Genomic DNA, 24,760 nt, shown 5'->3' on the forward strand with positions numbered 1-24,760 from the left:
ATATCTCTAAGCCGTTACTTAATAAACTTTTATTGCATTCCATAAAAAAAGGGACCATCTGGTCCCTTTTCCTTTTATAATTATTTAGACGATCAAGCCTTTTCCGAATCATCTTTTGATTCTGAAACTGCTTCACCTTCTAAGTCTTTGTTTTCACTTTCTTTTTTCTCCTCTTCTTTTTTCTTGGAAGCATCAGCATGGCTTTTGGCATTGGTGAAAGCTTCATAAGTAGTCTGCGTATCAAAAGGTCTTTTACCAATTAATCGCTCAAGATCAGACTGGAAGAGTATTTCTTTCTCAAGAAGCTCTTGCGCAAGAGTCTCAAGCTCATTCTGCTTATCGCTAAGTAACTGCTTGGTTCTTTCATAAGCTGCATCAATCAGCTTTCTTACTTCCTGATCAATGGTGTTAGCTGTCGCCTCAGAATATGGTTTAGTGAATTTATAATCACCACCGTCTTTAGAATCGTAGAATGAAACATTACCAATTTTATCATTCATACCGTAAACACTTACAATACTGTAAGCCATTTTGGTAATTCGTTCTAAATCACTCAAGGCACCTGTTGAAATTTTGCCAAAAGTTAATTCCTCTGCAGCTCTACCACCTAATGCCATGCACATTTCATCCATCAGCTGCTCTGTCTGATAAAGAAACTGCTCTTTTGGTAAATACTGTGCATACCCTAATGCAGCTACTCCTCTTGGTACAATACTTACTTTCACCAAAGGATCAGCATGCTCCAAGAACCAGCCTGCTACTGCGTGACCAGCCTCATGGTAAGCAACAATTTTTTTCTCATCAGGAGAGATAATCTTATTTTTCTTCTCAAGTCCACCAATTACCCTATCAATGGCATCATGGAAATCCTGCATTTCAATTGCCTTTTTATTTCTTCTGGCAGCTATAAGTGCTGCTTCATTACAAACATTAGCAATCTCTGCACCAGCAAAACCTGGTGTTTGTGCGGCAAGCTTTTTAGAATCTACACTTTGTGTATCAACCTTTAATGGTTTCAAGTGCACTTTAAAAATAGCCTCTCTACCGATAATGTCGGGTTTATCAATGCTGATTTGTCTATCAAAACGACCTGGTCTCATTAAGGCTGAGTCTAGTACGTCAGGTCTGTTGGTTGCCGCTAAAATGATTACTCCTGAATCAGTTGAGAAGCCATCCATTTCCACTAAAAGAGAGTTTAAGGTATTCTCTCTTTCATCATTTGAGCCTGGCATTTTACCCCCACCTCGTGATCTACCAATTGCATCAATTTCATCAATAAATACGATACAAGGAGCTTTCTCTTTTGCTTGCTTAAACAAATCTCTTACTCTGGCAGCACCAACACCCACAAACATTTCCACGAAATCAGAACCTGAAAGTGAGAAAAATGGAACACCTGCTTCACCAGCAACGGCTTTGGCTAATAAAGTTTTACCAGTACCCGGAGGGCCTACTAATAACGCACCTTTAGGAATTTTACCCCCAAGGGTAGTGAACTTTGAAGGATTCTTTAAGAATTCAACAATTTCTGCTACTTCTTCTTTTGCTTCATCAAGTCCGGCAACATCCTTAAAAGTGATTTTAACCTTGTTTTCAGCATCAAATAGCGCAGCCTTTGATTTACCAATATTAAAGATTTGACCTCCAGGACCACCCTGTCCAGTCATTCTTCGCATCAAGAACCAAACACCAAATAAGAGGAATATTAAGAAACCATAGTTCAGCAACATGTCTGACCATTGGGTTCTTTCTTCAACCTCATAACCAATTCGCTTATCGTCTGAAACCTGAGCTTCTAGTTCTTGAAAATTTTTGTTAAAAATTTCAAGGTTTGGAACTTTGAAACTGTAATGAGGTCCTGATTTGTAATTCCAGGGATTACCTTGACTTTCAAGCTCGTTGATGTATTTAGAGTTGTTTAGCGCTTCATCTTTGAGATAAACTTCAACTAAGCTCTGATTCTTTAATAGAACCACCTTCTTCACATCATTGCTCATGTACATTCTCTCAAATCTCTTTTCAGAAATTTGAATAGTGTTATTGCTTCCACTTAGTAATGAGATTCCAAAAACGACTGAAACTAATATGATGATAACCCAAACCTGATAATTAGGCTTTTGTGGCGGCTTAGGTATGATTTTCTTTTTATTACTTTTTGGTTTTTCTGCCATTATACTTTGTTAATTATCCTTAATGTCAACTGCTTAACGGTAGCCAAGCAATTTATGTTTTGATACTGATTTTAAGCTACTTCAATAACCTTAGCGTCTCCCCAAAGGTCTTCTAAATTGTAATGATTTCGCTTATCAGTTTTGAAGATGTGAGCTACCACGGTAACAAAATCAATCAATATCCATTCTCTATTATTTTTACCCTCTTTTTGCCAAGGTTTTTCTTTTCCCTGCTTAAAAGCAAATTCCTCAACAGAATCAGCTATCGCATCAACCTGTGTGTCTGAATTAGCTGAACATAAAATAAAAAAATCGGCTACTGCATTCTTCACATCGGAAAGGTCTAAAATAACGATATCATTTGCTTTCTTCTCCTGCATTCCCTGCACAACTAGCTTACTTAAAGCTTCTGAATCCATGTATTGTATTTAGTATTTAATTTTTTGCTGTAATAAATAGTTTGCGTGAAATTTGTTACACCAGTTTACTGGTAATAAAAACACATCAGCTTTGCTTACAAATTAAATTATTTATTTCAAGCTTTGCGATGATTGCAAACTTAAAGCTACAAAATAATAGTGCATAAAATCTTTGCCAATACTTTATTTATAGGGAAACAGTATGTTTCTCTGCCAAGCTGTCATTCAACTAATGACATGCTGATGCAAATGGCAGACGAAAAGCTGGTGTTCGAAGGCACAGTACTTAAGGCAGATGCTCAAACAAGGGGTAAAGGACAGCGTGGAAATACATGGTTAAGCGAGCCATCCAAAAACCTGACTTTCTCCATTCTATTAAAACCAAAATTCTTGAAACCGCATCAACAGTTTGATTTGAACAGAATCATTTCATTGGGAATTTTAGAAGCGCTACAAAAATATCTACCGCATGAAACTATTGAGGTAAAATGGCCTAATGATATTTATGTAAATAAGCAGAAAATTGCTGGGATACTCATTGAAAACACCTTAAGCAGTCAGGCAATTACGCAGAGTATTGTTGGTATCGGATTAAACGTAAATCAGTTTGATCAGCTTCCTGATGGAGCAACCTCAGTATTAAAGGCTTCAGGATTAGTTTTTGAAATAGAAGAAATACTTGAAGAGATAATTCATCAAATTGAAAAGTATTATCTCATGTTGAAATCGGGTGAAAGATCAATAGTAGATCAATCTTATATAAATCATTTGTTCCAATTTCAACAAATGGCAAACTATGAGGATGCTGATGGAGCATTCAGAGGAACCATAAAGGGAGTGTCAAAAGATGGATTGTTACTAATAGCTAAGTCCACAGGGAAAGAGTGTAGCTATCAATTTAAAGAGGTGACTTTCAAAAGGTAATCAATGCGCTATTCCTTTCATTTGCCTTTCTATTATTAAACTTATGTGGTAATTTTGGGTTCTAATTCGAAAATGTAATAAAAATCAGATGACTGAAACACAGAATTATAAAGTAAAAGACATATCCCTTGCTGACTGGGGAAGAAAAGAGATTACGCTTGCGGAAGCAGAAATGCCAGGCTTAATGGCTTTAAGAGAAGAGTATGGCAAGGAACAACCTTTAAAAGGTGCTCGCATTGCTGGATGTCTTCACATGACTATCCAAACGGCTGTGCTTATTGAAACACTTGTAGCTTTAGGTGCAGAAGTAACATGGAGTTCATGTAATATTTTCTCTACACAAGATCAGGCTGCTGCCGCTATCGCTGCTGCTGGCATTCCCGTTTATGCCTGGAAGGGAATGAATGAGGAAGAATTTAACTGGTGTATCGAGCAAACCTTGTTTTTTGGAGAAGGAGATGATAAGAAACCTCTTAATATGATTCTTGATGATGGTGGTGATTTAACCAATATGGTATTAGATCAATATCCTGAATTAGCTGAAGGTATTAAAGGCTTATCAGAAGAAACTACTACTGGTGTTCACAGACTTTATGAAAGAATGAAGAAAGGAACACTTCCTATGCCAGCTATCAACGTGAATGATTCTGTTACTAAGTCAAAATTTGATAACAAATATGGCTGTAAAGAATCATTGGTTGATGCAATTAGAAGAGCTACTGATGTTATGATGGCTGGAAAAGTAGCTGTTGTTGGTGGTTACGGTGATGTAGGTAAAGGTTCTGCTGCTTCATTAAGAGGTGCTGGAGTAAGAGTAATAGTTACAGAGATTGATCCTATTTGTGCATTACAGGCAGCTATGGATGGTTTCGAAGTTAAGAAAATGAAAAATGCTATTCCGGAAGCTGACATTGTAGTAACAGCGACTGGTAATAAGGATATCATTACTAGTGAAATGTTTGAGTTGATGAATGACAAAGCTATTCTTTGTAACATTGGGCATTTCGATAATGAAATTGATGTAGCATGGTTGCATAAAAATGCAGAGTGGGACAATATTAAGCCACAGGTTGATTTGGTTACACTAAAAAATGGAAAGCAAATCATTCTTTTAGCCGAAGGTAGATTAGTGAACCTAGGTTGTGCTACAGGTCACCCGTCATTTGTGATGTCAAACTCATTTACTAACCAGACATTGGCGCAAATGGAGTTGTGGAATAATACTGATAAATATGAGAATGCAGTTTATACGCTTCCTAAACACTTAGATGAGAAAGTAGCTGCTTTACACCTAGCTAAAATTGGTGTTGAGCTTGATACATTGTCTAAAGATCAGGCAGACTATATTGGTGTTACGCCTGAAGGTCCATTCAAACCTGAATATTACAGATATTAATTATATTGTTTTATTAAGTGAAGGCCATTCGTTTAAATACGGATGGCTTTTTTATTGCTTCAATCTTTCAATTTCACTTAATACTTTGTGAGCTCTGGCAATGTCTGAATGATATTTAGCAGTATGCTCTTTGGCGCGATCCGCAATCTCTAAGCGTGCTTGATCATGGTTTAGATAATAATCGCATAATTCTTCAAGGTTCGATAAGTCTTCTTTTACGTAAACCAAATGCTCACCATCTTTAAACTCATCAGGGATAACAATTCCTGGTTTTTGGCTTATCATAAAGCAACCTAGAGCAGGGGCTTCCCAATAGCGCATAGTGTCCCAACCACCACCTCTGAAGTTAAGTACAACTCTACTTCTATATAACTCTTCTAAGTAGAAATCTCCTTTTCTATTATAGTCCTTAAAATTTTGATTAAGCTTTGTTCCATTAGATTGGCAATCATATTGATTTTGTATTATCTGTAAAGCCTTGGTACGAATAGGGTGTGATTCAACGGCCCAGAAGGTAACATCATATTTAGGAGGTAATCTTTTAATATGATTTGTAGTATTGAAATTTACTCCAAAAGGTAAAGGAAATACATTATCAGGATAGGTTGTTTCCTTCAAATATTCTCTTTTGAATATCAAATCAAAGGGTCTGTCAGTTGCTTTAGGATAAAGCTCCTCTCTACCTAGTCTTTTTAAATCTTCCCCAATACCAGACCTATCACCTCCATCTACAAAAACAGTTATACAATGCTCAGGAATTTTATGCTTTATTTGATGATATGATTCAAATGCATCAGGCTTTGCAGAGCCTACTATCACGGCATCAAATTTCTTGAAGTTAGATAAGAAAGGCGAGAATGTTAATAAGGACCTTCCTTCATACCCCATGTTTTTTGGGTAACTCTTGAGAGGAAGAAAATAATTCTTGTGAAAATTAATGGTTGTTAAATTCTTGCTCCCTAGCTTTTTGAATAGCCCTGAAAAAAGGATGTCTTGTAAATAATCAAATTTGGCACTACCGATAAAAAGTATATTCATAAGCTATTAATCCCGTATGGTGTTTTGATGTATTTGTTATCAATAGTTTCTTTCAGAAGCACCAAATTTTCTTTTTCAAAAGCCCTGCTTTGCTTCTTATGCCATAAATGATATTGAACTAAAGCTAATTTTGGTTTGAAAATTTCAAAACCTGCATGTCGTGCACGCTTCTCAAGTTCAGTGTCTTCACCAACTCCAGGATGTTCATACCTCTCATCAAAACCATTTAGCTCAATCACATCAGCTTTATGAATCGAAAAATTACAACCAAGAATGCCCTTCTTAAAAGAACCGTATTTTTCGTTTAAACTCTTACTATTTACCCGGAAGCCCACTTCTGCCTTTCTGGTTTTACCAAAAAAACTATCCCATAGCGCTACATATTTCAGTGGTTGAAGATTCCCTTTTTTGATGAATTCAACATTAACTTTTTGAGATAAGAATTCTGATAATTCAACTCTTCTTCCGTTTACCATCCTGTGAGTCTTTTTATATTTCAGGTGATCAGCGATGAAATATTTATCAGGGATGCAATCCCCATCAATGAAAATTAAATAGGGGCTTTCTGCTGCTAATACGGCTTTATTAAGAACTGTAGTTTTTCTAAAACCCTTGTCTTCATGCCAAATGTGCTTTATAATTAAATCGCTCTTTTTCGAGTATAATTGAATTTTATCCACTACTTCTTGAGGAGAACCATCATCGGCAATAATTACTTCAAAAGCCGTTTCTGCTTGCTTTTTTAGTGCCTCAAAGATTAATTCGAGTTGATCAAATCTTTTATAAAAACCGATAATAATAGAAGCTTTAGTCATCTTTATTCAATTGTTTATAAAGCGATAAATATTGATAAGTCATTTGCTTAATGCTAAATTTCTGTGCTTTCTCTTTAGCTTTCAAACTCATTTGTTGTAGCAAATACTCATTCTCTAATAACTCAATAAGTCTTTTTGACATCGCCTTATAGTCCCCTATATGTTCAAAGTAACCATTTACTCCTTGCTCAATAATTTCTGGAATACCACCAGCATCAGTTCCTATTAAAGCACAGCCAGCTGCCGCAGCATCAATAAAGCTTGTTCCTAGTCCTTCCGAGCTTGAGCAGAGCATAAATACATGAGAAGCTTGTAAGATTTGAGGAACATCTGTTCTAAAACCGGCAAAGGTAAGCTTATCTTCAATCTTCAAATCTTTTACTAACAGTTTAAGTTTTTGTTCTTCCGCTCCTTTTCCTACAATTAGGAAATGAGCCTGCTCATTTTTTTGTATGGTTTCAGCGGCAGTCCTAATAAAAGTTTCAAAATCCTTTTCTGGAGATAACGCACCAACTCCAGTTATTAAAAAGTGCTTTTCTGGTATGTTTAATTCTTTCTTTAAAGATTGAGTTTTGTCGAACTTCTTGAATTTGCTTAGATCTATACCACTGTATATCACTGAAAGTTTGCTCTCATCTTTTACTATCAGCTTTATCTGCTTCTTAACATCCTGCGAAATACAAACAATTTTCTTAATACTACTGTGGTTGTATTTCCACTTATTAATAGAGCTTTGTTTGATGGTGTATGAGACTCTTCGGTGGAGAATAAACTTTTGCTTATTACTTATGAGATTCGCAAAAAGACCAATGGAATGAGCCTTTGAGGTATGTAGATGAACGAAGTCAGCTTTTTGCTCATTAAATAATTTAGCAACTTTTGCTATAGCAGAGATGTCTATCGAATTTCTGATAGCAATAGCGCTGTGAGGTATGTTTTTTTGCTTGGCATACTTCTGCATCTCAGAGTCTTTTCTACAGATGAGAAAATTCTCAATACCGGTATGATTCAGCTCCTCAACGAGGTAAGCTATTTGTTGCTCACCACCTCGCCAATGTTTTTCAGTGCTAAAATGAAGCAGTTTCATTGATTGTTTGATCTCTTTTTCTGTATGTATTTAGCATACTTCAAAAACTTAGAGTGGGCTGAAATAATTGCGTTAGTAAAGCCAGCAAAACCATCTAAAAAACCCAGTTTCACTATATATTTCTTTACAAATATAAAGGGAGGATCTAAAAGCATTTTAAGGATTGCATTATTGATGCTACCTGATTGAATTAGTCCATCTGCCGCTAAATCTGAGAATTTGTTTACCTGAGCTACATGAGTATATAATGATGATGTTGTATAGTGCAGAATATCTCCATCAAGTTTACCAATTATGCTTGAAGACTCAACTACAGCCTTTTCATGAACACTAGATGTTGACCATAAAACACTTCCTTTCTTCCAAAATCTTATTTTATAGTCTGGATATTCACCACTATGTTTCATCCAGTGTCCATAATAATTGTTTATTCTCGATACCTTATAAACCTCATACAAAGGGCCAGTTTCTTTTAATTTTGATATTTCATTTGACAATTTCTCGCTTAGTCTCTCATCTGCATCCAAAGACAGAATATAGTCTCCTTTACATTTTTCTAGGGCATCATTCTTTTGCTGTCCATAACCTTTAAATGGCTGTTGGAAAAATGATACTTCTTTAAAAGATTTACAGATTTCGGCTGTCTTATCATTAGAAAAACTGTCAACCACTATTACCTCATCAGCAACTGGAAGTAAAGATGAAATACATTCTTTTATATGTTTTTCTTCGTTAAATGTTATTATGGTAGCACTTATCTTCATTCTATGCTGAGTGTTTTTGGGCAAATTCAATACACTTCTGCCAGTCTTCTCTGTAAAATTCCTCTACCTTTTCTAGCTCATTCTGTGTTATCAGCTTTTTGTTTTTATCAATTTCAGGTAGTCGTTTAGCAAGAGCAAGATAGATGTGGTTTACCAACCATTTCGATCGGTAATTTAAATAGCCCGCGATCCGGTTATTGGTTTTATATGATTTTGATTTGTCAAAAGGACCATGCTTAAAAATAAACTTCAATTGCTTTTCAGAATAAGAGCTATGCTTTACGCTAAGGTCTATATCAGCAATGTTATAGCTAGCATTTAAATAGCCCGCGATCCTGTCAAGAAATGCTTCCGCATCCTTCTTCAAGTCATCATAGAAGAGAATTAAAGGCTTGGTGTTAAAATTCTTTTGTAAATGCTCAAGCATAGGGTAGAAGTACAAGTCCTTTTGTTTCCACTCTCCATTGTCATTTTCCAAATCAATAAACTCTGAGAATGTCTGTTTACCTCCATTCTTCACGTATCTTCTGTATTGAGAGGCAATCCAGCTATCATTTCTCCTTAAAATGATAATTATATTTGCATCCTTAGATAAGTCAGCAATTTTATTGGTCTCAATGTAGAATTGTCGATCAAACTCTCGTGAGAATAAATATTTACTATGTTTTGCTTGAGCTACAATCTTTGGAAAAAAGCGATAAATGTTGGACTGTGTATAGTGAATTTCCTTTAGTTTTGGGAAGAATCGTTGTTGGAGAAAGGTAGAGGCATTTTTACCTAAACCCACATGAAAAAATAATTGTGTTTCTGACATATTTTAGAACATCGTTCAAATGGCAAATATAGTTATAATGTTAGCTTTTTATAGCGCTAATCCTTTTAGTCAGAAGTTAACAATAATACCTTAAAACACAGATGTATTACGTTGGTAAGAGTAAAAAACAGGTAAGATGGAATTAAAGAGATTATCATTTTCTCACAAACCTAGTAAGCTATTATACTATACAAAGAATTATTTTAGGTTGATTATACCTGCCTATTTTTATAACACAAATTTGGAAATAGCTTGCAGTAAACTTGACAGCTCTACATTAGAATCCATTAAAAAACGTGTTGATTATTATAATAAGCTTAAAGAGCCATTTGAGTTATCAAAAGAAGCGATTTTGTTGTCTGATTTGAAATTGAAGAACAACATCAAAACATATTTTTTTGACCTGATTAAATATTTAAAATACTTCCCCTCCCATTATAAAGTCACCTATCTTTTCGGGGATGTAACTAGTATTCCGGATGAGCCATGTATTGTTAAAAGTCGCCCGATTTCAGAGGATAATCAAAACTCAGTTTTATTAAATCTGAATAAAGTACGCCATTTCATTTTTATAAAGAATGACAAACTTCAATTTCAAGATAAGCAGAATATGCTTGTGAGCAGGGGTAAGGTACATCCTTCACAACCACATAGAATTAAATTCTTAGAAAAGTATTTTGACCACCCAATGTGTAACATAGGAATGGTTAATAGAAATAATCTCAAAAAGGAATGGAAGGTTAGTAGGATGACTATTTCTGAGCAATTAAGGTTTAAATTCATACTTTGTTTAGAAGGCAATGACGTAGCGAGCAACCTTAAATGGGTAATGAGTTCTAATTCAATTGCTGTAATGCCCACTCCCAAATATGAGACTTGGTTTATGGAGGGCAGGCTGATTCCAGATTATCATTACATACATATAGAAGATGATTATTCAAACTTGGAAACAAAGCTTAATTACTATCTAAATCACCCAGAAAAAGCACTTGGAATTATTGAGAATGCACATGCTTTTATAGATCAGTTTATGGATAAAAGGAAGGAGAATCTGGTGTCATTACTAGTTCTTAACAAATATTTCACAAAAACAATGCAGAAGCAATAGCATTCAAGTCAAAGTATACAATCTTCTTTTTGTCTTTCTATTAAACAATTTAATCTAACAAGTCGTCAATAGCGTATATCATGATGATATAGGAAAATTATACCTATAACTTTATTAGGTTTTTTGGGTTAATAATATCCAAACTGAGTATTATTTATGAATTCAGGTGAAACTATGGCGTACGATCAGCGAGATAAGCAAAGGATATTCGATAAGGAGTTTATGCCCCATATTGATGCTATGTATAATTTTGCGTTTAGACTCACACTGGACGAAGATGACGCCAAAGATTTGGTACAGGAGACCTATATGAAGGCTTTTAGGTTTATTAAATCCTTTGAAGAAGGAACCAATGCAAAGGCCTGGCTGTTCAGAATTCTCAAGAACAGTTTTATCAACAATTATAGAAAGGTAAGTAAGCAACCTAATAAAGTTGATTATCAAGAGGTTGAAACTTACTACAATTCAGAAAAGGTTGATGCTAATTATACTACCGATTTACGTGTTGAAACTGTTCAGCATATGATTGGTGATGAAATTACCAATGCGTTAAATTCATTAGCCGTTGATTTCAGAACTGTGATCATTTTGTGTGACTTGGAAGGTTTTACTTATGAAGAGATGGCAAAGATTCTAGACATCCCGATAGGTACTGTAAGGAGTAGGTTACACCGCGCAAGAAACTTGTTAAAGGAAAAGCTTGCTTCCTATGCTAATAGCATGGGTTACAAGGATAAGCGCAAATAAAAGAATTGGATATTTTAAAGTGCCAAAAACATTGGTCATATTTGTATAATCAACCATCAAACGAAAGGATTAAACTTTATTACAATTACAAATTCATTTTTTCCTATAACCAACAATCATGATAGCAGAAGAAAACCTTAAATGCACCGAATTACTAAATTTGGTAATAGATGGGCAAGCTTCAAAAGAACAGGAATTAGAACTTATGCAACATGTTCATAATTGCCCGAAATGTAAGAATGAATTTGAACTTAATACTTCAATAAAGGAAAGCCTGAAAGAAAGACTTAAGAGGATTAATACACCAAAAGAACTTTCCTCAAACATCCAATCCAAAATAATAGAGCTGGCTTCTTAATATTTTTTTAATGCATCAAGGAAAAGCAATTATTTTCTCTGCCCCATCCGGAGCAGGTAAAACTACTATAGTTCAGCACTTAATTGAAAAATTTCCCCAGTTAGGTTTCTCCATTTCCGCTTGCACAAGAGATAAACGTGGTAGAACAGAAGTAGATGGTGTCGATTACTATTTCTTAACAGTAGAGGATTTTAAGAATAAGATTGATAACAATGAATTTGTAGAGTGGGAAGAGGTTTATGAAGGAAACTTCTATGGGACCTTAAAAGAAGAGATTGAGCGTATCTGGTCACAGGGTAAGCATGTTATTTTTGACGTTGATGTTAAAGGTGGTATTAAACTGAAGGAATACTTTGGGGATAAGGCACTGGCAATTTTTGTTAAAGTACCCTCCATTGAAATTCTCGAACAAAGACTTACAAAAAGAAATTCGGAATCTTCATCCAGCCTTTCTCAAAGGCTTTATAAGGCTAAATTTGAAATGACTTTCGAAGATAGGTTTGATGAAACTTTGGTAAATGAAGATCTTCAAAAATCATTAGTTAAGGCAGAAGAGCTTGTTAGCAATTTTCTAAATTAAGATTATGTCAAGAAGGGTTGGGCTTTTTTTTGGTTCATTTAATCCTATCCATGTGGGCCATTTGATTGTGGCTAATACCATCATAGAATTTGAGGCTATTGATGAAGTATGGTTCGTAGTTTCACCACAAAACCCTTTTAAAAAGCAAAGTGCTCTAGCACACGAATTTGACCGGATAGACATGGTGGAGGCTGCTATTGCTGATCATTTTAAAATGAAGGCTAGTGATGTGGAATTTCAAATGCCTAAACCAAGTTATACGGCCGATACACTTGCTTACCTAATTGATAAACACCCTGAAATTGATTTTAAACTGATTATTGGAGAGGATAACCTTTCCCATTTTCCTAAATGGAAGAATCATGAATTTATTTTAAATCAGTTCGGATTAATTGTTTATCCCAGACCTAATGCAAAACCATCTGAGTTAACAAAGCACGAGAATGTGAAGTTTGTTAAGGCTCCTATGATGGATATTTCGGCAACATTTATCAGAGATAATATCAAAAACGAAAGATCTGTTAAGTATTTATTGACCGATGGTGTTATAGAAATAGTTAATGCCAAAAACCTCTATCGATAGTTTTTCTAATAGTTTTAGGGATTATTTTGTAATTTAATTCTGCCTGGTGCGTCTACTTCGTGATCAAACCCTTTAATATCAATAATGGCTAAGTATTTAGTTTTCTTACTGCTTACAACTATCACCATTTATAATGCTTTTGCTCAGGGAGTTAGGGGTACGATATATGATGAAAATGGTTCACTACTGCCCTTTGCTACAATCTATGTGCCTGGTTCAGGTAGTGGAACTTCAACAAATGCTGATGCCTATTATGAACTTAATTTGCCACAAGGTAAATACCAGATAGAGTACAAATTTATTGGCTATGATACCCAAATTAAGGAAATTGAGATAACAGAAGGCTTTACGCGTCAGGATGTTTATCTGGCGCCTCAAACCTTACTTCTAAATGAAGTTGTCACCTCTGCTACCGCTACGGATCCAGCCAACTGGATGATGAGAAGAGCTATTGCCAAAAGTAGCTATCACCGCCAGTTTATTGATGGATATAAGGCCAGAGTTTATGTAAAAGGAAAGGGACGCATTACAGATATTCCTTTTTACTTGAGAGGTGTGTTAAAAAAAGAGGGGATTGATACATCTACCCTGATTATTACAGAATCCGTGAGCGAGATTAGCTATAAACGACCCAATCAATTCAAAGAAAAGGTTATCTCAATTTATGCCTCGAAGGAAACCGACTTTAACGCAAATCCAATGCCTTACATCGCGGGGAGTTTCTATCAGGAAGAAATAGGAGAGGCTATCTCACCTTTATCAACCAAGGCTTTTAAGTACTATAAGTTCAAGCATCTCGGTGCTTTTATGGATGGTAATCATTTGATTAACAGAATTAGAGTCACTCCAAAGGTAGATGCTCCTAATGTATTTGAGGGCGAAATTCAATTAGTTGAGGAGGATTGGGCCCTATACAGTGTGGATTTAACTACACAAATTGATTTTGGTATTAAGTTTAGAATCAAGCAAGTGTATGAATTTATCGATCAAGCTTCATGGATGCCTATTACGCATCATTTAATGGCCGATGGTGAGGTAATGGGAGTAGATTTTGAATTTGATTATTTGGCAAGCGTATCTAACTACAGCGTACAACTTAATCCTGCCTTTCCTAAACAAATTGTAATTGTTGATGCTGATAAAAAAAGTAATTCAGCTAAAGAAGAAAATCTATCAATACAAACACTTAAAAAGCAATCGGGAAGTAAAAAGGAAGTAGTGGTCGAAGATCTTTCTGAGATTGTTGAGCAGTTTGAGAAGAATGAAACTGATTCACTTGAGAAGATTGATGTTGTAGGTATTTATGATTTTAAAATTGACTCGATGGCTTTCAATCAGGATTCACTCTTTTGGAGCAAAGTAAGGCCTATACCATTATCAATAAATGAAAAACGAGGCTATGCCAAAATAGATAGTCTAAGTATATTAAGAGCGGAGCGTGATCAGGCAGATTCTGCTAAGAATGCTAAAAGGGGAACATTTCAAATTACTGATATACTTTTCGGAGGCAGGTATAATCTGGATAGTGCAGGCAAGAATCAATTTATTATTTACAATGCTTTGTTAAGCACTCAGTTTAATACGGTTGAAGGTTTAAATGTAGATTATAGTCTAGGCTTTAAAAGGAAACTACCTTCTACAATTCAAAATGTAGATTTGTCTGCAAAAGACTATACATATTATAACTCACCTTACTTATTGTTAAAGCCAACCTTAAGATATGCAGCTGCCAGAAATACATTTACAGGGAAGCTTATGGCAAAATATCGATTCTCTACAGGCAATTTAGCCCTAACAGGAGGTAGATATGTTAGTCAGTTCAATGATTTACCGGCCTTATCACCATTAATTAATACAAGTTTTACACTGGTTTGGGAACAGAATTTCATGAAGCTTTATGAGAAGGATTTTCTTCAATTGGCATTTGATAAACGTTTTTCGTCAAAATGGAATATTTCAGGAAACCTAAACTTCGAACAGAGATATAAGCTATTAAATAACACAGATTACTCTTTTATTAACTGGAAACGAGAGTTTACACCAAATATTCCGAATCATGTAAGGCTTATTGAGGAGTTTCAAAATCAGCGTGCCTTAACCGCAGAGGTAAAGTTAACCTATCGACCGAATGTGAAATACGTAATTCGAAATGGAGTAAGACGACCAATTTTTAAGGATGCTCAACAGATTAGTTTCGGATACTATAAAGGTATTAGTGAACTTTTTGGTAGCGATGTAAATTTCGACAGAGTGGAGCTTGAGTATAGAAATGATATTGACTTTGGCCTGAAGGGTACGCTTTTTTATGATTTAAAAGTGGGCGGATTTCTTAATAATAGCGCTCTTGGTTTTATGGATTTTGCTCATTTTCCTGGAAATAGATCATTTGTTACCCAGGCTGATCCTGTAAAAAGTTTTCGACTCTTAGATTATTATTTATACAGCACTGATGCGCAATATGCTCAGGGGTTTCTTTTTCATAGGTTCAGAAAATTTTTTATAACACAGATTCCTGCTACTCGCCTTTTTGGATTAAGAGAAGGTGCTTTTGCTAACTACCTATATACGCCAGATAGCAAGAATTATATGGAATTTGGCTATTCCCTTGAAGGAATTCTCAACTTCTTTAGGGTAGAGTTTGCGACAAGTTTTGAAGACCTCAAATATCAAGGGTGGGGAATAAGAGTAGGAATTTCTACTACATTGGGTAGCAGCGTGCAAGTTAACGTTGAAGATTGATGGCTTCCGTTTTAGGGATATGAACTTCAAATATCGTATTGCCAGATTCTCCGGATTTTAATTCGAATGCGCCATTTAATTTATTTAGGCAAAGAATAATGGTGTACAATCCAATGCTCAGGTTATTAAATTCTTTATTCGCTTTTGACAGGCTATCGATCAACTGAGATATTTCTTCAACCCTCAGCTTTAGGTGTAAAAGGTCAAGTTTAATGATGACGCGATCCTCTTCTTCAAATAACGACAGCATCACTTCTTTATCTGCTATCTGTTCACTTTTAAGAATTTGAAAGGAGTTCTGTAATAGGTTAAAAATGATAAGTCTTACTAACTCTATATCAGAGAGAAGTTGAATTGATTCCTGTTTATCAACTTTTATGTTAATCGAAGAAATATTTTCTATGTAAGCAATTTCACTTTTACATTCTTCAATTATTTCGTCAAATGGGATTCTACTTACTTCTATAACTTTAGCATTGAGCTCACTAATCAATTTAAGTTCATCAATGATAAAGTTTAATCGCTTAGTAGCTTTATCTAACATGATAAAATAATCTAATGACTTTTCATCAGTAATATCTTTTAATGCCAGTGAGCAAATGCCCATTAGCCTAACGAGTGGTCCTTTAATATCATGGGATGATTTGTAAATAAAATTGTCCAGCTCAAGACTGGTGGCTTTTAACGATTCATTTACCTTTTTTAATTCTGTGGTGCTGGCATCTACCTTACCCTCAAGCTGCTTATTCAGCACCTCTAACTCATCCCTCTGGTTACTAATGAGGTTTTTCGCAATTTCCAATTCTCGGAAATTTTCTTCCATGTATTCTTTTTGGGTTTCAATTTCTTCCTTTTGGGCTTCAATGGTGTCATTTTGCTTTTCTAAAGAATGATTTATCTTTTTATTTCTTCTGTAAAGCATAAAAAGAAGAATTGAAAAGGGTAAAATCAAGATGATGAATGAAATGTAAATAAGGTTTTGAAAGCGCTCACTTTTGAGCTGCATCTCAGCATCCTGAAATTTTATTCTGTTTTCTTCTTCTTGCAGTTTACCTGGTATTAAAGATAAATTTCTATCTAATACTTGTGTATAAAGAGAGTCTCTTTTATTCAAGTACATCTCCACGTACTCATTAGCTCGACTGAAATTATTTAGTGCTAAAAAAAGCTCTTTGTAAACAATATAATTTGATAAGGTAATTTCTGATGCATTACTAATTTTTGCCAAAGAATCACTTTTATTAAGATGTTTCACGACTGGGTCATAATTTTTTTGAGCCAGATATATTTTGGCTTCAAGCGTATGAGACTTGGCTAGTCCTTTTCTGTCATTAATAGCCGTTTGTTTAGTAATAGCCTTATTAAGTAAGTCAAGAGCCGAATCGTAGTTATTCTCAATAAATTGGATTTCACCTATCTCCATAAGTGTGACAGCTTTCCAGATGTTGTTGTCTGTTGTTTTACCAATTTTCAACGATTTTTTGAGTGTTTCTTTTGCTTTATTGATCCTTTTCTGGGCGATATATGAACGAGCTGAATTATTTAAAGAATAAATCTGTAAGTCATTATTATCATTTTTAATAGCTTGTTGATAGCCCCTTTCAAAGTAACTAAGAGCTTTTTGGTGGTTTTTAGCACGCTGATAGATCAAACCTATGTTATTTAGGGTATGCTCCATTCCATATTCATCACCTGTAAGCTCTTTTACTTTTAAAGATCTTAGTAAATATTCAAGTGCACTTTGATAATTATTGAGGTTAAAGTAAGTAAAACCAATATTATTTAAAGAAGAGTTAATTAAAGCTGAATCTTTTATACTCAGTGCAATAGCTAGTGATTGTTTGTTATAGTCAAGTGCTTCAAGAGCGAAACCCTGATAAAGAAAAACTCCGCCCAGTAGCCTTAATGATTTTGATATTTTAGTTGAATCACCACTAGCCCTTGCAAGAAAAAGCGCCTCTTTAGCGTATTGTTCAGCTATATCCGGGTAGTTGAGCCAGCTATCAATTGTTAATTTATTTAGTATATCAACTCTTTCAGAACCTGATTTTTTGCGCAGTTCTCGTCTAAGGCTATCAGTTTTATTTTGTGCTTTAGCAAAACTAATAACCATGAAAAGGAGCGCTATGTGAAACGGGTTTACCTTCAAGGTTTCATTTATGTTGATTTTATAACTAATAAATCATAATAAGCTCTTTGCAAAGGGGAGATTTTTTTTGAGCAAAGTTTAATGGCTGATATACAATAATATACAAAAAAAGGAAAACCTCTATTATAGGCTTTCCTTTCTTCGTTTAAATAGTAAATTACTAAGATTAAACCGTCATAATTTCCTTTTCTTTGTGCTCAAGTATTTCATCTATCCTTTTCACATAAGTATCAGTAAGTTTTTGAACAGAGTCTTCTCCATCTTTAACGTCATCTTCAGAAACGCTTTCTTTAAGTAATTTTTTAAGCTCATCATTAGCTTCCTTTCTACTATTTCTTATTGAAATTTTACCGTCTTCAGCCTCGTTTTTTGCTTGTTTACTCAAGGCAATCCTTCTCTCTTCAGTAAGTGGTGGTATGCTAATTCTTACAATATCTCCGTCATTTTGAGGATTAAAGCCCAAATCTGAATTAATTATAGCCTTTTCAATTTCCGGGATTGAGCCTTTTTCGAAAGGTTTTATAATAATTGATCTGGCATCTGGAGTGGAAACAGAAGCCACTTGATTTATAGGAGTAGGGTTACCATAGTACATCACCATCAATCCGTCAAGCATATTTGGAGATGCCTTTCCTGCTCTAATTTTCTGTAATTCACTTTTGGTGTGCTTAATAGCACGTTCCATTTGCTCTTTGGCTTCTTCTAAAATCAGATCTATTTCTTCCATGTTTAAGTATAAATTAAGATTGGATCAGGGTTCCTACTTTTTCACCATTAACTAAATCAAGTAGGTTACCTGGTTTGTTCATATCAAATACAATAATTGGTAAATCATTTTCCTGGCACAAGGTAAAGGCTGTCATGTCCATCACATTCAATCCTTTCTCATACACCTCTTGGAAAGAAATTTTTGAGTAACGCTTTGCATCAGCATCTTTTTCAGGGTCTGCCGTATAAACTCCATCTACTCGAGTACCTTTCAATACTACATCAGCCTCAATTTCGATGGCTCTTAAACTAGCAGTAGAGTCAGTAGTGAAATATGGATTCCCGATGCCAGCACCAAATATGACCACTCTTCCTTTTTCCAAATGCCTGATGGCCCTTCTTCTTATAAAAGGTTCGCAAACCTGCTCTATCTTAAATCCTGACATCAAACGGGTGTACATGCCATGATTTTCCAATACACCTTGAACTGCCATCCCATTTATTACGGTGGCCAACATGCCCATATAATCTCCTTGAACACGATCAATACCCGCACCCTCAGCTTGAATACCTCTAAAAATATTGCCTCCCCCAATTACAATGGCTATCTCCAGTCCCAAGTCCTTCACCTTTTTTATTTCCTGAGCATACTGCTCAAGTCTTTTTGGGTCTATGCCATAACCTTCATCACCCATAAGGGCTTCACCACTAAGTTTTAATAATATGCGTTTGTATTTCATTGAGCAGGATTTAAAATTCTATAAGCAATTGATTCTTTTCTACGCTTTCGCCTTTTTTGATTTTGATTTGTTTAATAGTTCCCTCACCTGCGGCTTTAATAACATTTTCCATTTTCATTGCCTCAAGAATTAAAAGAGAATCACCTTTCTGAACTTCATCTCCTTCTTTCACCAAAATATCAGCAATAAGACCCGGCATTGGAGCCTTTAAGTCGTTAAGCTGGCTATTTGCTAGATCACTCATGCCTAGTTTTTCAAGCAATAAGTCCATCTTATCTTTCAAAGAGAGTGTGGTAGTTTTGCCGTTTATTTTGAGAGTGAAGGTTTTACTTTCATAATCTACCGATACAACATGAGCAGTATAGGTCTTGGCATTATTTATAATATGAAAGGAATTTTCATCAATTGGCGAGATGTCCCAATCGAGTATTTTATCATTAACAACAAGCTGATCTTTCTGGTAAGAAGTTTCAAACTCAGTCTCCTGCTTGTCAAGTTTGATCTTATACATAATTAAAATTTAGCACGAAGTTAAAAATTAGCTTTATAAATCACACCTATTCGTTATTCAAAGTACAAAAAAATCTGAACCCATATTTATTTTAAGTTGAAGTATAATTTTTAAAAACTTGCAACTGATTGAGATTCAAGCATTTTTAATGATTGATGTTTAATTAATAAAAAAAAGACAGCTTTTTTTGATCTAAAGTTTGATAAAATAAATAAAGCATATAATTTTGCACTTCCTAAAACGAAAGGGTTTTAGAGAATGCTTATTGAAACTATTGGGGGAATACCAAAGCGGCCAACTGGGACGGACTGTAAATCCGTTGTCTTTCGACTTCACAGGTTCGAATCCTGTTTCCCCCACAACTACCTTTAAAGGTGGAAATGCGGGAGTAGCTCAGTTGGTAGAGCGGCAGCCTTCCAAGCTGCAGGTCGCGGGTTCGAGCCTCGTCTCCCGCTCTAATGATAAAAGTTTTACTGAGCATTCGGTTTTGAGGCAGAACGGTTACGTGACTGCCTTTAATAGGATATGCCTATTTTGGCAATAAAAAAGAGCAATCAATTTAAATAATTGATAAGCCGATGTAGCTCAGGGGTAGAGTGCTTCCTTGGTAAGGAAGAGGTCGGGGGTTCAAATCCCCTCGTTGGCTCAATCAGTGTTTATTGAATACTTAAATAATAAATTTTAACTAAACTGAGGATTTTTCAAATATGGCTAAAGAAACCTTTGACCGTTCGAAACCACACGTGAATATCGGAACTATCGGTCACGTGGATCATGGTAAAACTACATTAACTGCAGCAATCTGTAAAGTATTATCTGATAAAGGATTTGCTGATGCAAGAGATTTCTCTTCTATTGATAACGCTCCTGAAGAGAAAGAAAGAGGTATTACAATTAACTCTTCTCATGTAGAGTACGCTACAGAAAACAGACACTATGCTCACGTTGACTGTCCAGGTCACGCGGATTACGTTAAGAACATGGTAACTGGTGCTGCTCAAATGGATGGTGCTATCTTAGTAGTTGCTGCTACTGATGGTCCAATGCCACAAACTCGTGAGCACATCCTTCTTGCTCGCCAGGTAGGTGTACCAGCTGTTGTTGCTTTCTTAAACAAAGTTGATTTAGTAGATGATGCTGAGCTTTTAGAGTTAGTTGAAATGGAAGTTAGAGAATTACTTTCTTTCTACGATTTCCCAGGTGATGACCTTCCAGTTATCCAAGGGTCTGCTCTAGGTGCACTTAACGGTGAAGCTGAGTGGGTTGCTAAAGTAGACGAATTAATGGCAGCTGTTGATGAGTATATTCCATTACCAGAAAGATTAACTGATAAAGATTTCTTAATGCCTGTAGAGGATGTATTCTCTATTACTGGTAGAGGTACTGTTGCAACTGGTAGAATCGAAAGAGGTGTAATCAACTCTGGTGATCCAGTTGATTTAATCGGTATGGGTGCTGAAGGACTTAAGTCTACAGTAACTGGTGTTGAGATGTTTAGAAAGATATTAGACAGAGGTGAAGCTGGTGATAACGTAGGTCTTTTGTTAAGAGGTATTGAAAAAGCTCAGATCAAAAGAGGTATGATTATTTGTAAGCCTGGATCTGTTAATCCACATGCTCACTTCAAAGCTGAGGTTTACGTTCTTTCAAAAGAAGAAGGTGGTCGTCACACTCCATTCTTCAACAAATATCGTCCACAGTTCTACTTAAGAACAACTGACGTTACTGGTGAGATTTTCTTACCAAAAGATGTTGAAATGGTAATGCCTGGTGATAACGTAACTATCGAAGTTAAGTTGATCAACAAAGTAGCTTGTGAAAAAGGTCTAAGATTCGCTATCCGTGAGGGTGGTAGAACAGTAGGTGCCGGACAGGTAACTGAGATTTTAGACTAACTTTTAAAATAGATTAGATAGAAATCAGATGCGTTCTCAATTTTTTGGGAGCGCATTTGTTTCATATAAAAGTTTTATCTACCTTTGCACACCATTTTGGGTAGCATAGGTATTTACGGGTGTAGCTCAATTGGTAGAGTAGCGGTCTCCAAAACCGTTGGTTGTGGGTTCGAGTCCTACCTCCCGTGCAATATTGAAACATTATAGAAGATGCAAAAATTAACATTATTTCTAAAGGAGTCTTGGTCTGAAATGCGTTATAAGGTTACATGGCCGAGTTATAGCAAATTGCAGAATAGCTCCATATTAGTATTGGTTGCTTCCTTAATTTTTGCGCTCTTAATCGGTGTTATTGATTTGGCGTTTGATAATGCTATGGAATGGTTTTATAATGCTTTTTAGCATTTGAGAATTTAAGAATTAGATAATGTCAGAGTTTAAATGGTATGTATTAAGAGTAGTTAGTGGTCAGGAGAAGAAAGTGAAAACTTATCTTGAGACTGAAATTGCTCGTCAGAAGTTAGAAGAGTTCATTCCTCAAATACTTATACCTACAGAAAAGGTGTATGAGATGAGAAATGGGAAGAAACGAGTAAGGGAAAGAAACTTTTTTCCTGGTTACGTATTCGTTTCGGCTGATATTTCTAATGGAGAAGCAAATCATGCCATTACGAGTATACCTGGAGTAATCGGTTTCTTAGGAGGAAACGGTTCGGGTGATGCTAAAACACCGGTGCCTTTGAGGCAATCAGAGGTTAATAGAATACTAGGTAAGGTTGACGAGACTGAAGAGATGGATGAAAAGCTGAGCACTCCATATATAGTGGGTGAATCAGTTAAAGTGATGGATGGACCTTTTAGTGGTTTTACAGGATCTGTTGAGGAAGTTTTTGAAGAAAGAAAGAAACTCAACGTGATGGTAAAAATCTTTGGTAGAAATACCCCTGTGGAATTGAATTACATGCAAGTAGAAAAAACAGAATAGCAAGATGGCTAAGGAAATAAGTGGATATCTGAAATTACAGATTAAAGGAGGCGCTGCTAACCCTTCACCTCCAGTGGGTCCTGCTTTAGGTAGTAAAGGACTTAATATAATGGAGTTTTGTAAGCAGTTTAATGCGAGAACTCAAGAGAAAGCTGGTCAAGTACTTCCGGTTTTAATTACAATTTATTCAGATAAGTCTTTTGACTTTGTAGTTAAAACTCCTCCTGCTCCGGTATTGCTTTTAGACGCTGCCAAGAAAAAGAAAGGTTCTGCGGAACCTAACCGTAACAAAGTTGGATCGGTTACTTGGGATCAGATAAAAGAAATTGCAGAAACTAAAATGCCTGATTTAAATGCTTTCAAAGTAGAGTCAGCTATGCGTCAGGTGGCTGGTACTGCAAGAAGTATGGGGTTAAGAGTTACAGGAACTGCTCCTTGGGAATCATAAAAACAAGAAAATGGCTAAGCTAACAAAAAACCAAAAATTAGCAGCGGAAAAAATTGACGCTGATAAAAAGTATTCTTTGGCAGAGGCATCTTCTCTTGTTAAAGAAATTACTACTACCAAATTTGATGCTTCTATTGATTTAGATATCAGATTAGGAGTAGATCCTAGAAAAGCTGACCAGATGGTAAGAGGAGTGGTAGCACTTCCGCACGGTACTGGTAAAGATGTAAAAGTATTGGCATTGGTTACTCCTGACAAAGAACAGGAAGCTAAAGATGCTGGTGCTGATTATGTAGGATTAGACGAATATATCACGAAAATCGAAGGCGGTTGGACTGATATAGATATTATAGTTACCATGCCAACTGTTATGGCTAAAGTTGGTAGACTAGGTAAGGTTCTTGGACCAAGAGGTCTAATGCCAAATCCAAAATCAGGAACTGTTACGCTTGATGTTGGAAAGGCGGTTCAAGAGGTGAAGTCAGGTAAAATTGACTTTAAGGTGGATAAATTCGGTATTATACATGCAAGTGTTGGTAAAGCTTCCTTCTCACCAGAGAAAATTGCTGACAATGCAAGTGAATTGATCCAAACTTTAGCTAAGCTAAAACCAGCTTCTGCTAAAGGTACTTATTTTATGAGCATGACCATGTCCTCTACTATGAGTACTGGTATCTCAATTGACAAAAACTCTATAGCTGGAATTTAATATGACTAGGCAAGAAAAAGGACAACTTATAGAGGAGCTTACTGAAAAACTTTCTAACACTGGATATTTCTATGTAGCGGATGCTTCTGGATTATCTGTGGCAGAAACTAATGCTTTTAGAGCGTTTTGTTACGAAAAAGGAGTTGAATACAAAGTTGTAAAAAACTCTTTTATCCAAAAAGCGCTAGAGAAACAGGAAGCAGATTTTTCTGGTATGTTTGATAGCCTTAAAGGGTTTTCAGGAATACTGTTTTCTCCAGAAGTAGGAAACGCTCCTGCAAAAGTTTTAAAAGAGTTTCGTAAGAAACATGATTTAAATAAGCCCTTGCTTAAAGCGGCTGCTATAGATACAGATGTTTTCGTTGGTGAAGAGCACTTAACTTATTTAAGTGAGCTTAAATCTAAAAATGAGCTTATCGGTGATGTTATTGCATTACTACAGTCTCCAGCGAAGAATGTTGTTTCAGCACTTCAAAGTGGTGGGAACAAGATTTCTGGATTAGTAAAAGCGCTTGAAGAAAGAGCACAATAAGAAAAAAAGAACAAAAACATTAAATTTAAATAACACAATCATGGCTGATATCAAAGCAATTGGAGATCAATTAGTAGAATTAACAGTAAAGGAAGTTAATGAACTTGCTGATTACCTTAAAGAAACACACGGTATCGAACCTGCAGCAGCAGCTGCTCCTGTTATGATGGCAGGTGGCGCTGGTGGTGGAGAAGGTGCTGCAGAAGAGAAATCTTCTTTTGACGTAGTATTAACTTCAGCAGGCTCTGCTAAGCTACAAGTTGTTAAAGCAGTTAAAGAATTAACTGGTTTGGGCTTGAAAGAAGCTAAAGAATTAGTTGATGGCGCTCCTAAAGCTGTTAAAGAAGGAGTAGCTAAAGACGAAGCAGAAGCACTTAAAAAGCAGCTTGAAGAAGCTGGTGCAGAAGTAGAATTAAAGTAATCAGATTTAATCCTGAATGGATTAGCTGATTTCTGCCCAAGAAATTAGGCCTGGTGCCTGACGTTTATGTCAGGCTCAGGTCTTTTCCTGTTTGTACATATTTTAGTGCAAACAATTTG

The 24,760-nt window shown here is 35.7% G+C and carries 26 protein-coding genes and 4 tRNA genes; 19 read left to right on the forward strand and 11 right to left on the reverse strand.

The features are described 5' to 3' along the window. Positions 1–92: 92 nt before the first annotated feature. Both ftsH and rsfS read right to left on the reverse strand, forming a co-directional pair. Positions 93–2,171, reverse strand: a complete 2,079-nt coding sequence (gene ftsH, locus JKP34_RS04800; protein ID WP_201918246.1) for an ATP-dependent zinc metalloprotease FtsH — start codon at positions 2,169–2,171, stop codon at positions 93–95. Between the two features lie 71 nt (positions 2,172–2,242). Then, positions 2,243–2,590, reverse strand: coding sequence for a ribosome silencing factor (gene rsfS, locus JKP34_RS04805; protein ID WP_201918248.1), 348 nt, complete (start codon positions 2,588–2,590; stop codon positions 2,243–2,245). Between the two features lie 159 nt (positions 2,591–2,749). Here rsfS and JKP34_RS04810 point away from each other — a divergent pair, with 159 nt between their 5' ends. Continuing rightward, a complete protein-coding gene (locus tag JKP34_RS04810) occupies positions 2,750–3,514 on the forward strand; it encodes a biotin--[acetyl-CoA-carboxylase] ligase (RefSeq protein WP_201918250.1) in 765 nt (254 codons plus the stop codon). An 88-nt stretch (positions 3,515–3,602) separates the two neighbouring features. Continuing rightward, on the forward strand, positions 3,603–4,910 hold the full coding sequence (gene ahcY, locus JKP34_RS04815; RefSeq protein WP_201918253.1) for an adenosylhomocysteinase: 1,308 nt from the start codon (positions 3,603–3,605) through the stop codon (positions 4,908–4,910). Between the two features lie 51 nt (positions 4,911–4,961). On the opposite strand, the gene JKP34_RS04820 is transcribed toward ahcY, so the two are convergent. Genes JKP34_RS04820 through JKP34_RS04840 form a run of 5 tightly spaced genes read right to left on the reverse strand, consistent with a single transcriptional unit; the run spans position 4,962 to position 9,428 of the window. Next, positions 4,962–5,948, reverse strand: a complete 987-nt coding sequence (locus tag JKP34_RS04820) for a glycosyltransferase family protein (RefSeq protein ID WP_201918255.1) — start codon at positions 5,946–5,948, stop codon at positions 4,962–4,964. Then, positions 5,945–6,763: a glycosyltransferase gene (locus tag JKP34_RS04825; protein WP_201918257.1), complete on the reverse strand. Its 819-nt coding sequence runs from the start codon at positions 6,761–6,763 to the stop codon at positions 5,945–5,947. Before JKP34_RS04825 ends, JKP34_RS04820 begins: the two co-directional genes overlap by 4 nt. Continuing rightward, positions 6,756–7,850: a glycosyltransferase family 4 protein gene (locus tag JKP34_RS04830; RefSeq protein ID WP_201918259.1), complete on the reverse strand. Its 1,095-nt coding sequence runs from the start codon at positions 7,848–7,850 to the stop codon at positions 6,756–6,758. Before JKP34_RS04830 ends, JKP34_RS04825 begins: the two co-directional genes overlap by 8 nt. Further along, positions 7,847–8,614, reverse strand: coding sequence for a glycosyltransferase family 2 protein (locus JKP34_RS04835; protein WP_201918261.1), 768 nt, complete (start codon positions 8,612–8,614; stop codon positions 7,847–7,849). The genes JKP34_RS04830 and JKP34_RS04835 overlap by 4 nt, the downstream gene beginning before the upstream one ends. Before the next feature lies 1 nt (position 8,615). Continuing rightward, positions 8,616–9,428 (reverse strand): hypothetical protein, encoded by an 813-nt coding sequence (locus JKP34_RS04840; RefSeq protein WP_201918263.1) that lies wholly within the window; start codon positions 9,426–9,428, stop codon positions 8,616–8,618. Between the two features lie 136 nt (positions 9,429–9,564). Here JKP34_RS04840 and JKP34_RS04845 point away from each other — a divergent pair, with 136 nt between their 5' ends. The 6 genes from JKP34_RS04845 (at position 9,565) to JKP34_RS04870 (ending at position 15,543) form a co-directional block, all read left to right on the forward strand. Continuing rightward, the gene (locus JKP34_RS04845) at positions 9,565–10,536 is read left to right on the forward strand and encodes a glycosyl transferase family 90 (RefSeq protein ID WP_201918265.1); all 972 of its coding nucleotides are present in this window, start codon (positions 9,565–9,567) and stop codon (positions 10,534–10,536) included. Positions 10,537–10,692: 156 nt separating this feature from the next. Then, on the forward strand, positions 10,693–11,283 hold the full coding sequence (locus JKP34_RS04850; RefSeq protein WP_236664892.1) for a sigma-70 family RNA polymerase sigma factor: 591 nt from the start codon (positions 10,693–10,695) through the stop codon (positions 11,281–11,283). Between the two features lie 118 nt (positions 11,284–11,401). Beyond that, the gene (locus JKP34_RS04855; RefSeq protein ID WP_201918268.1) at positions 11,402–11,641 is read left to right on the forward strand and encodes a zf-HC2 domain-containing protein; all 240 of its coding nucleotides are present in this window, start codon (positions 11,402–11,404) and stop codon (positions 11,639–11,641) included. Positions 11,642–11,651: 10 nt separating this feature from the next. After that, positions 11,652–12,221, forward strand: coding sequence for a guanylate kinase (gene gmk, locus JKP34_RS04860; protein ID WP_201918270.1), 570 nt, complete (start codon positions 11,652–11,654; stop codon positions 12,219–12,221). Between the two features lie 4 nt (positions 12,222–12,225). Continuing rightward, a complete protein-coding gene (gene nadD / locus JKP34_RS04865; protein WP_201918272.1) occupies positions 12,226–12,804 on the forward strand; it encodes a nicotinate (nicotinamide) nucleotide adenylyltransferase in 579 nt (192 codons plus the stop codon). Positions 12,805–12,888: 84 nt separating this feature from the next. Beyond that, positions 12,889–15,543 carry a DUF5686 and carboxypeptidase regulatory-like domain-containing protein gene (locus JKP34_RS04870; protein ID WP_201918274.1) on the forward strand — a complete coding sequence of 885 codons (2,655 nt, stop codon included), beginning with the start codon at positions 12,889–12,891 and terminating at the stop codon, positions 15,541–15,543. On the opposite strand, the gene JKP34_RS04875 is transcribed toward JKP34_RS04870, so the two are convergent. The 4 genes from JKP34_RS04875 to JKP34_RS04890 all read right to left on the reverse strand — a co-directional run bounded on the left by JKP34_RS04875 (position 15,527) and on the right by JKP34_RS04890 (position 19,651). Then, positions 15,527–17,656, reverse strand: a complete 2,130-nt coding sequence (locus tag JKP34_RS04875; protein WP_201918276.1) for an ATP-binding protein — start codon at positions 17,654–17,656, stop codon at positions 15,527–15,529. The genes JKP34_RS04870 and JKP34_RS04875 overlap by 17 nt on opposite strands. 202 nt (positions 17,657–17,858) lie before the next feature. Then, on the reverse strand, positions 17,859–18,419 hold the full coding sequence (frr, locus tag JKP34_RS04880; protein WP_201918278.1) for a ribosome recycling factor: 561 nt from the start codon (positions 18,417–18,419) through the stop codon (positions 17,859–17,861). A gap of 13 nt (positions 18,420–18,432) precedes the next feature. Further along, positions 18,433–19,140, reverse strand: a complete 708-nt coding sequence (pyrH, locus tag JKP34_RS04885) for a UMP kinase (protein WP_201918280.1) — start codon at positions 19,138–19,140, stop codon at positions 18,433–18,435. Positions 19,141–19,150: 10 nt separating this feature from the next. Next, positions 19,151–19,651, reverse strand: a complete 501-nt coding sequence (locus JKP34_RS04890; RefSeq protein WP_201918282.1) for an acetyl-CoA carboxylase biotin carboxyl carrier protein subunit — start codon at positions 19,649–19,651, stop codon at positions 19,151–19,153. 276 nt (positions 19,652–19,927) lie between these two features. Here JKP34_RS04890 and JKP34_RS04895 point away from each other — a divergent pair. The 11 genes from JKP34_RS04895 (at position 19,928) to rplL (ending at position 24,641) form a co-directional block, all read left to right on the forward strand. Continuing rightward, positions 19,928–20,010: transfer RNA gene (locus tag JKP34_RS04895), tRNA-Tyr, on the forward strand. Positions 20,011–20,033: 23 nt separating this feature from the next. Beyond that, positions 20,034–20,106, forward strand: a tRNA-Gly gene (locus JKP34_RS04900). A 119-nt stretch (positions 20,107–20,225) separates the two neighbouring features. Beyond that, positions 20,226–20,297: transfer RNA gene (locus JKP34_RS04905), tRNA-Thr, on the forward strand. Between the two features lie 61 nt (positions 20,298–20,358). After that, on the forward strand, positions 20,359–21,546 hold the full coding sequence (gene tuf, locus JKP34_RS04910; RefSeq protein WP_201918284.1) for an elongation factor Tu: 1,188 nt from the start codon (positions 20,359–20,361) through the stop codon (positions 21,544–21,546). Positions 21,547–21,661: 115 nt separating this feature from the next. Beyond that, positions 21,662–21,734, forward strand: a tRNA-Trp gene (locus JKP34_RS04915). A 22-nt stretch (positions 21,735–21,756) separates the two neighbouring features. After that, positions 21,757–21,948: a preprotein translocase subunit SecE gene (gene secE, locus JKP34_RS04920; protein ID WP_201918286.1), complete on the forward strand. Its 192-nt coding sequence runs from the start codon at positions 21,757–21,759 to the stop codon at positions 21,946–21,948. Positions 21,949–21,973: 25 nt separating this feature from the next. Further along, positions 21,974–22,531 (forward strand): transcription termination/antitermination protein NusG, encoded by a 558-nt coding sequence (gene nusG / locus JKP34_RS04925; RefSeq protein WP_201918288.1) that lies wholly within the window; start codon positions 21,974–21,976, stop codon positions 22,529–22,531. A 4-nt stretch (positions 22,532–22,535) separates the two neighbouring features. Continuing rightward, a complete protein-coding gene (rplK, locus tag JKP34_RS04930) occupies positions 22,536–22,979 on the forward strand; it encodes a 50S ribosomal protein L11 (protein WP_201918290.1) in 444 nt (147 codons plus the stop codon). Positions 22,980–22,989: 10 nt separating this feature from the next. After that, positions 22,990–23,688 (forward strand): 50S ribosomal protein L1, encoded by a 699-nt coding sequence (rplA, locus tag JKP34_RS04935; RefSeq protein WP_201918292.1) that lies wholly within the window; start codon positions 22,990–22,992, stop codon positions 23,686–23,688. 1 nt (position 23,689) lies between these two features. After that, positions 23,690–24,220, forward strand: a complete 531-nt coding sequence (rplJ, locus tag JKP34_RS04940) for a 50S ribosomal protein L10 (protein WP_201918295.1) — start codon at positions 23,690–23,692, stop codon at positions 24,218–24,220. 40 nt (positions 24,221–24,260) lie between these two features. Beyond that, positions 24,261–24,641, forward strand: coding sequence for a 50S ribosomal protein L7/L12 (gene rplL / locus JKP34_RS04945; RefSeq protein WP_201918297.1), 381 nt, complete (start codon positions 24,261–24,263; stop codon positions 24,639–24,641). The last annotated feature ends 119 nt before the right edge of the window (positions 24,642–24,760 follow it).

Source organism: Marivirga atlantica (genome assembly GCF_016734805.1).
GTDB lineage: Bacteria > Bacteroidota > Bacteroidia > Cytophagales > Cyclobacteriaceae > Marivirga > Marivirga atlantica.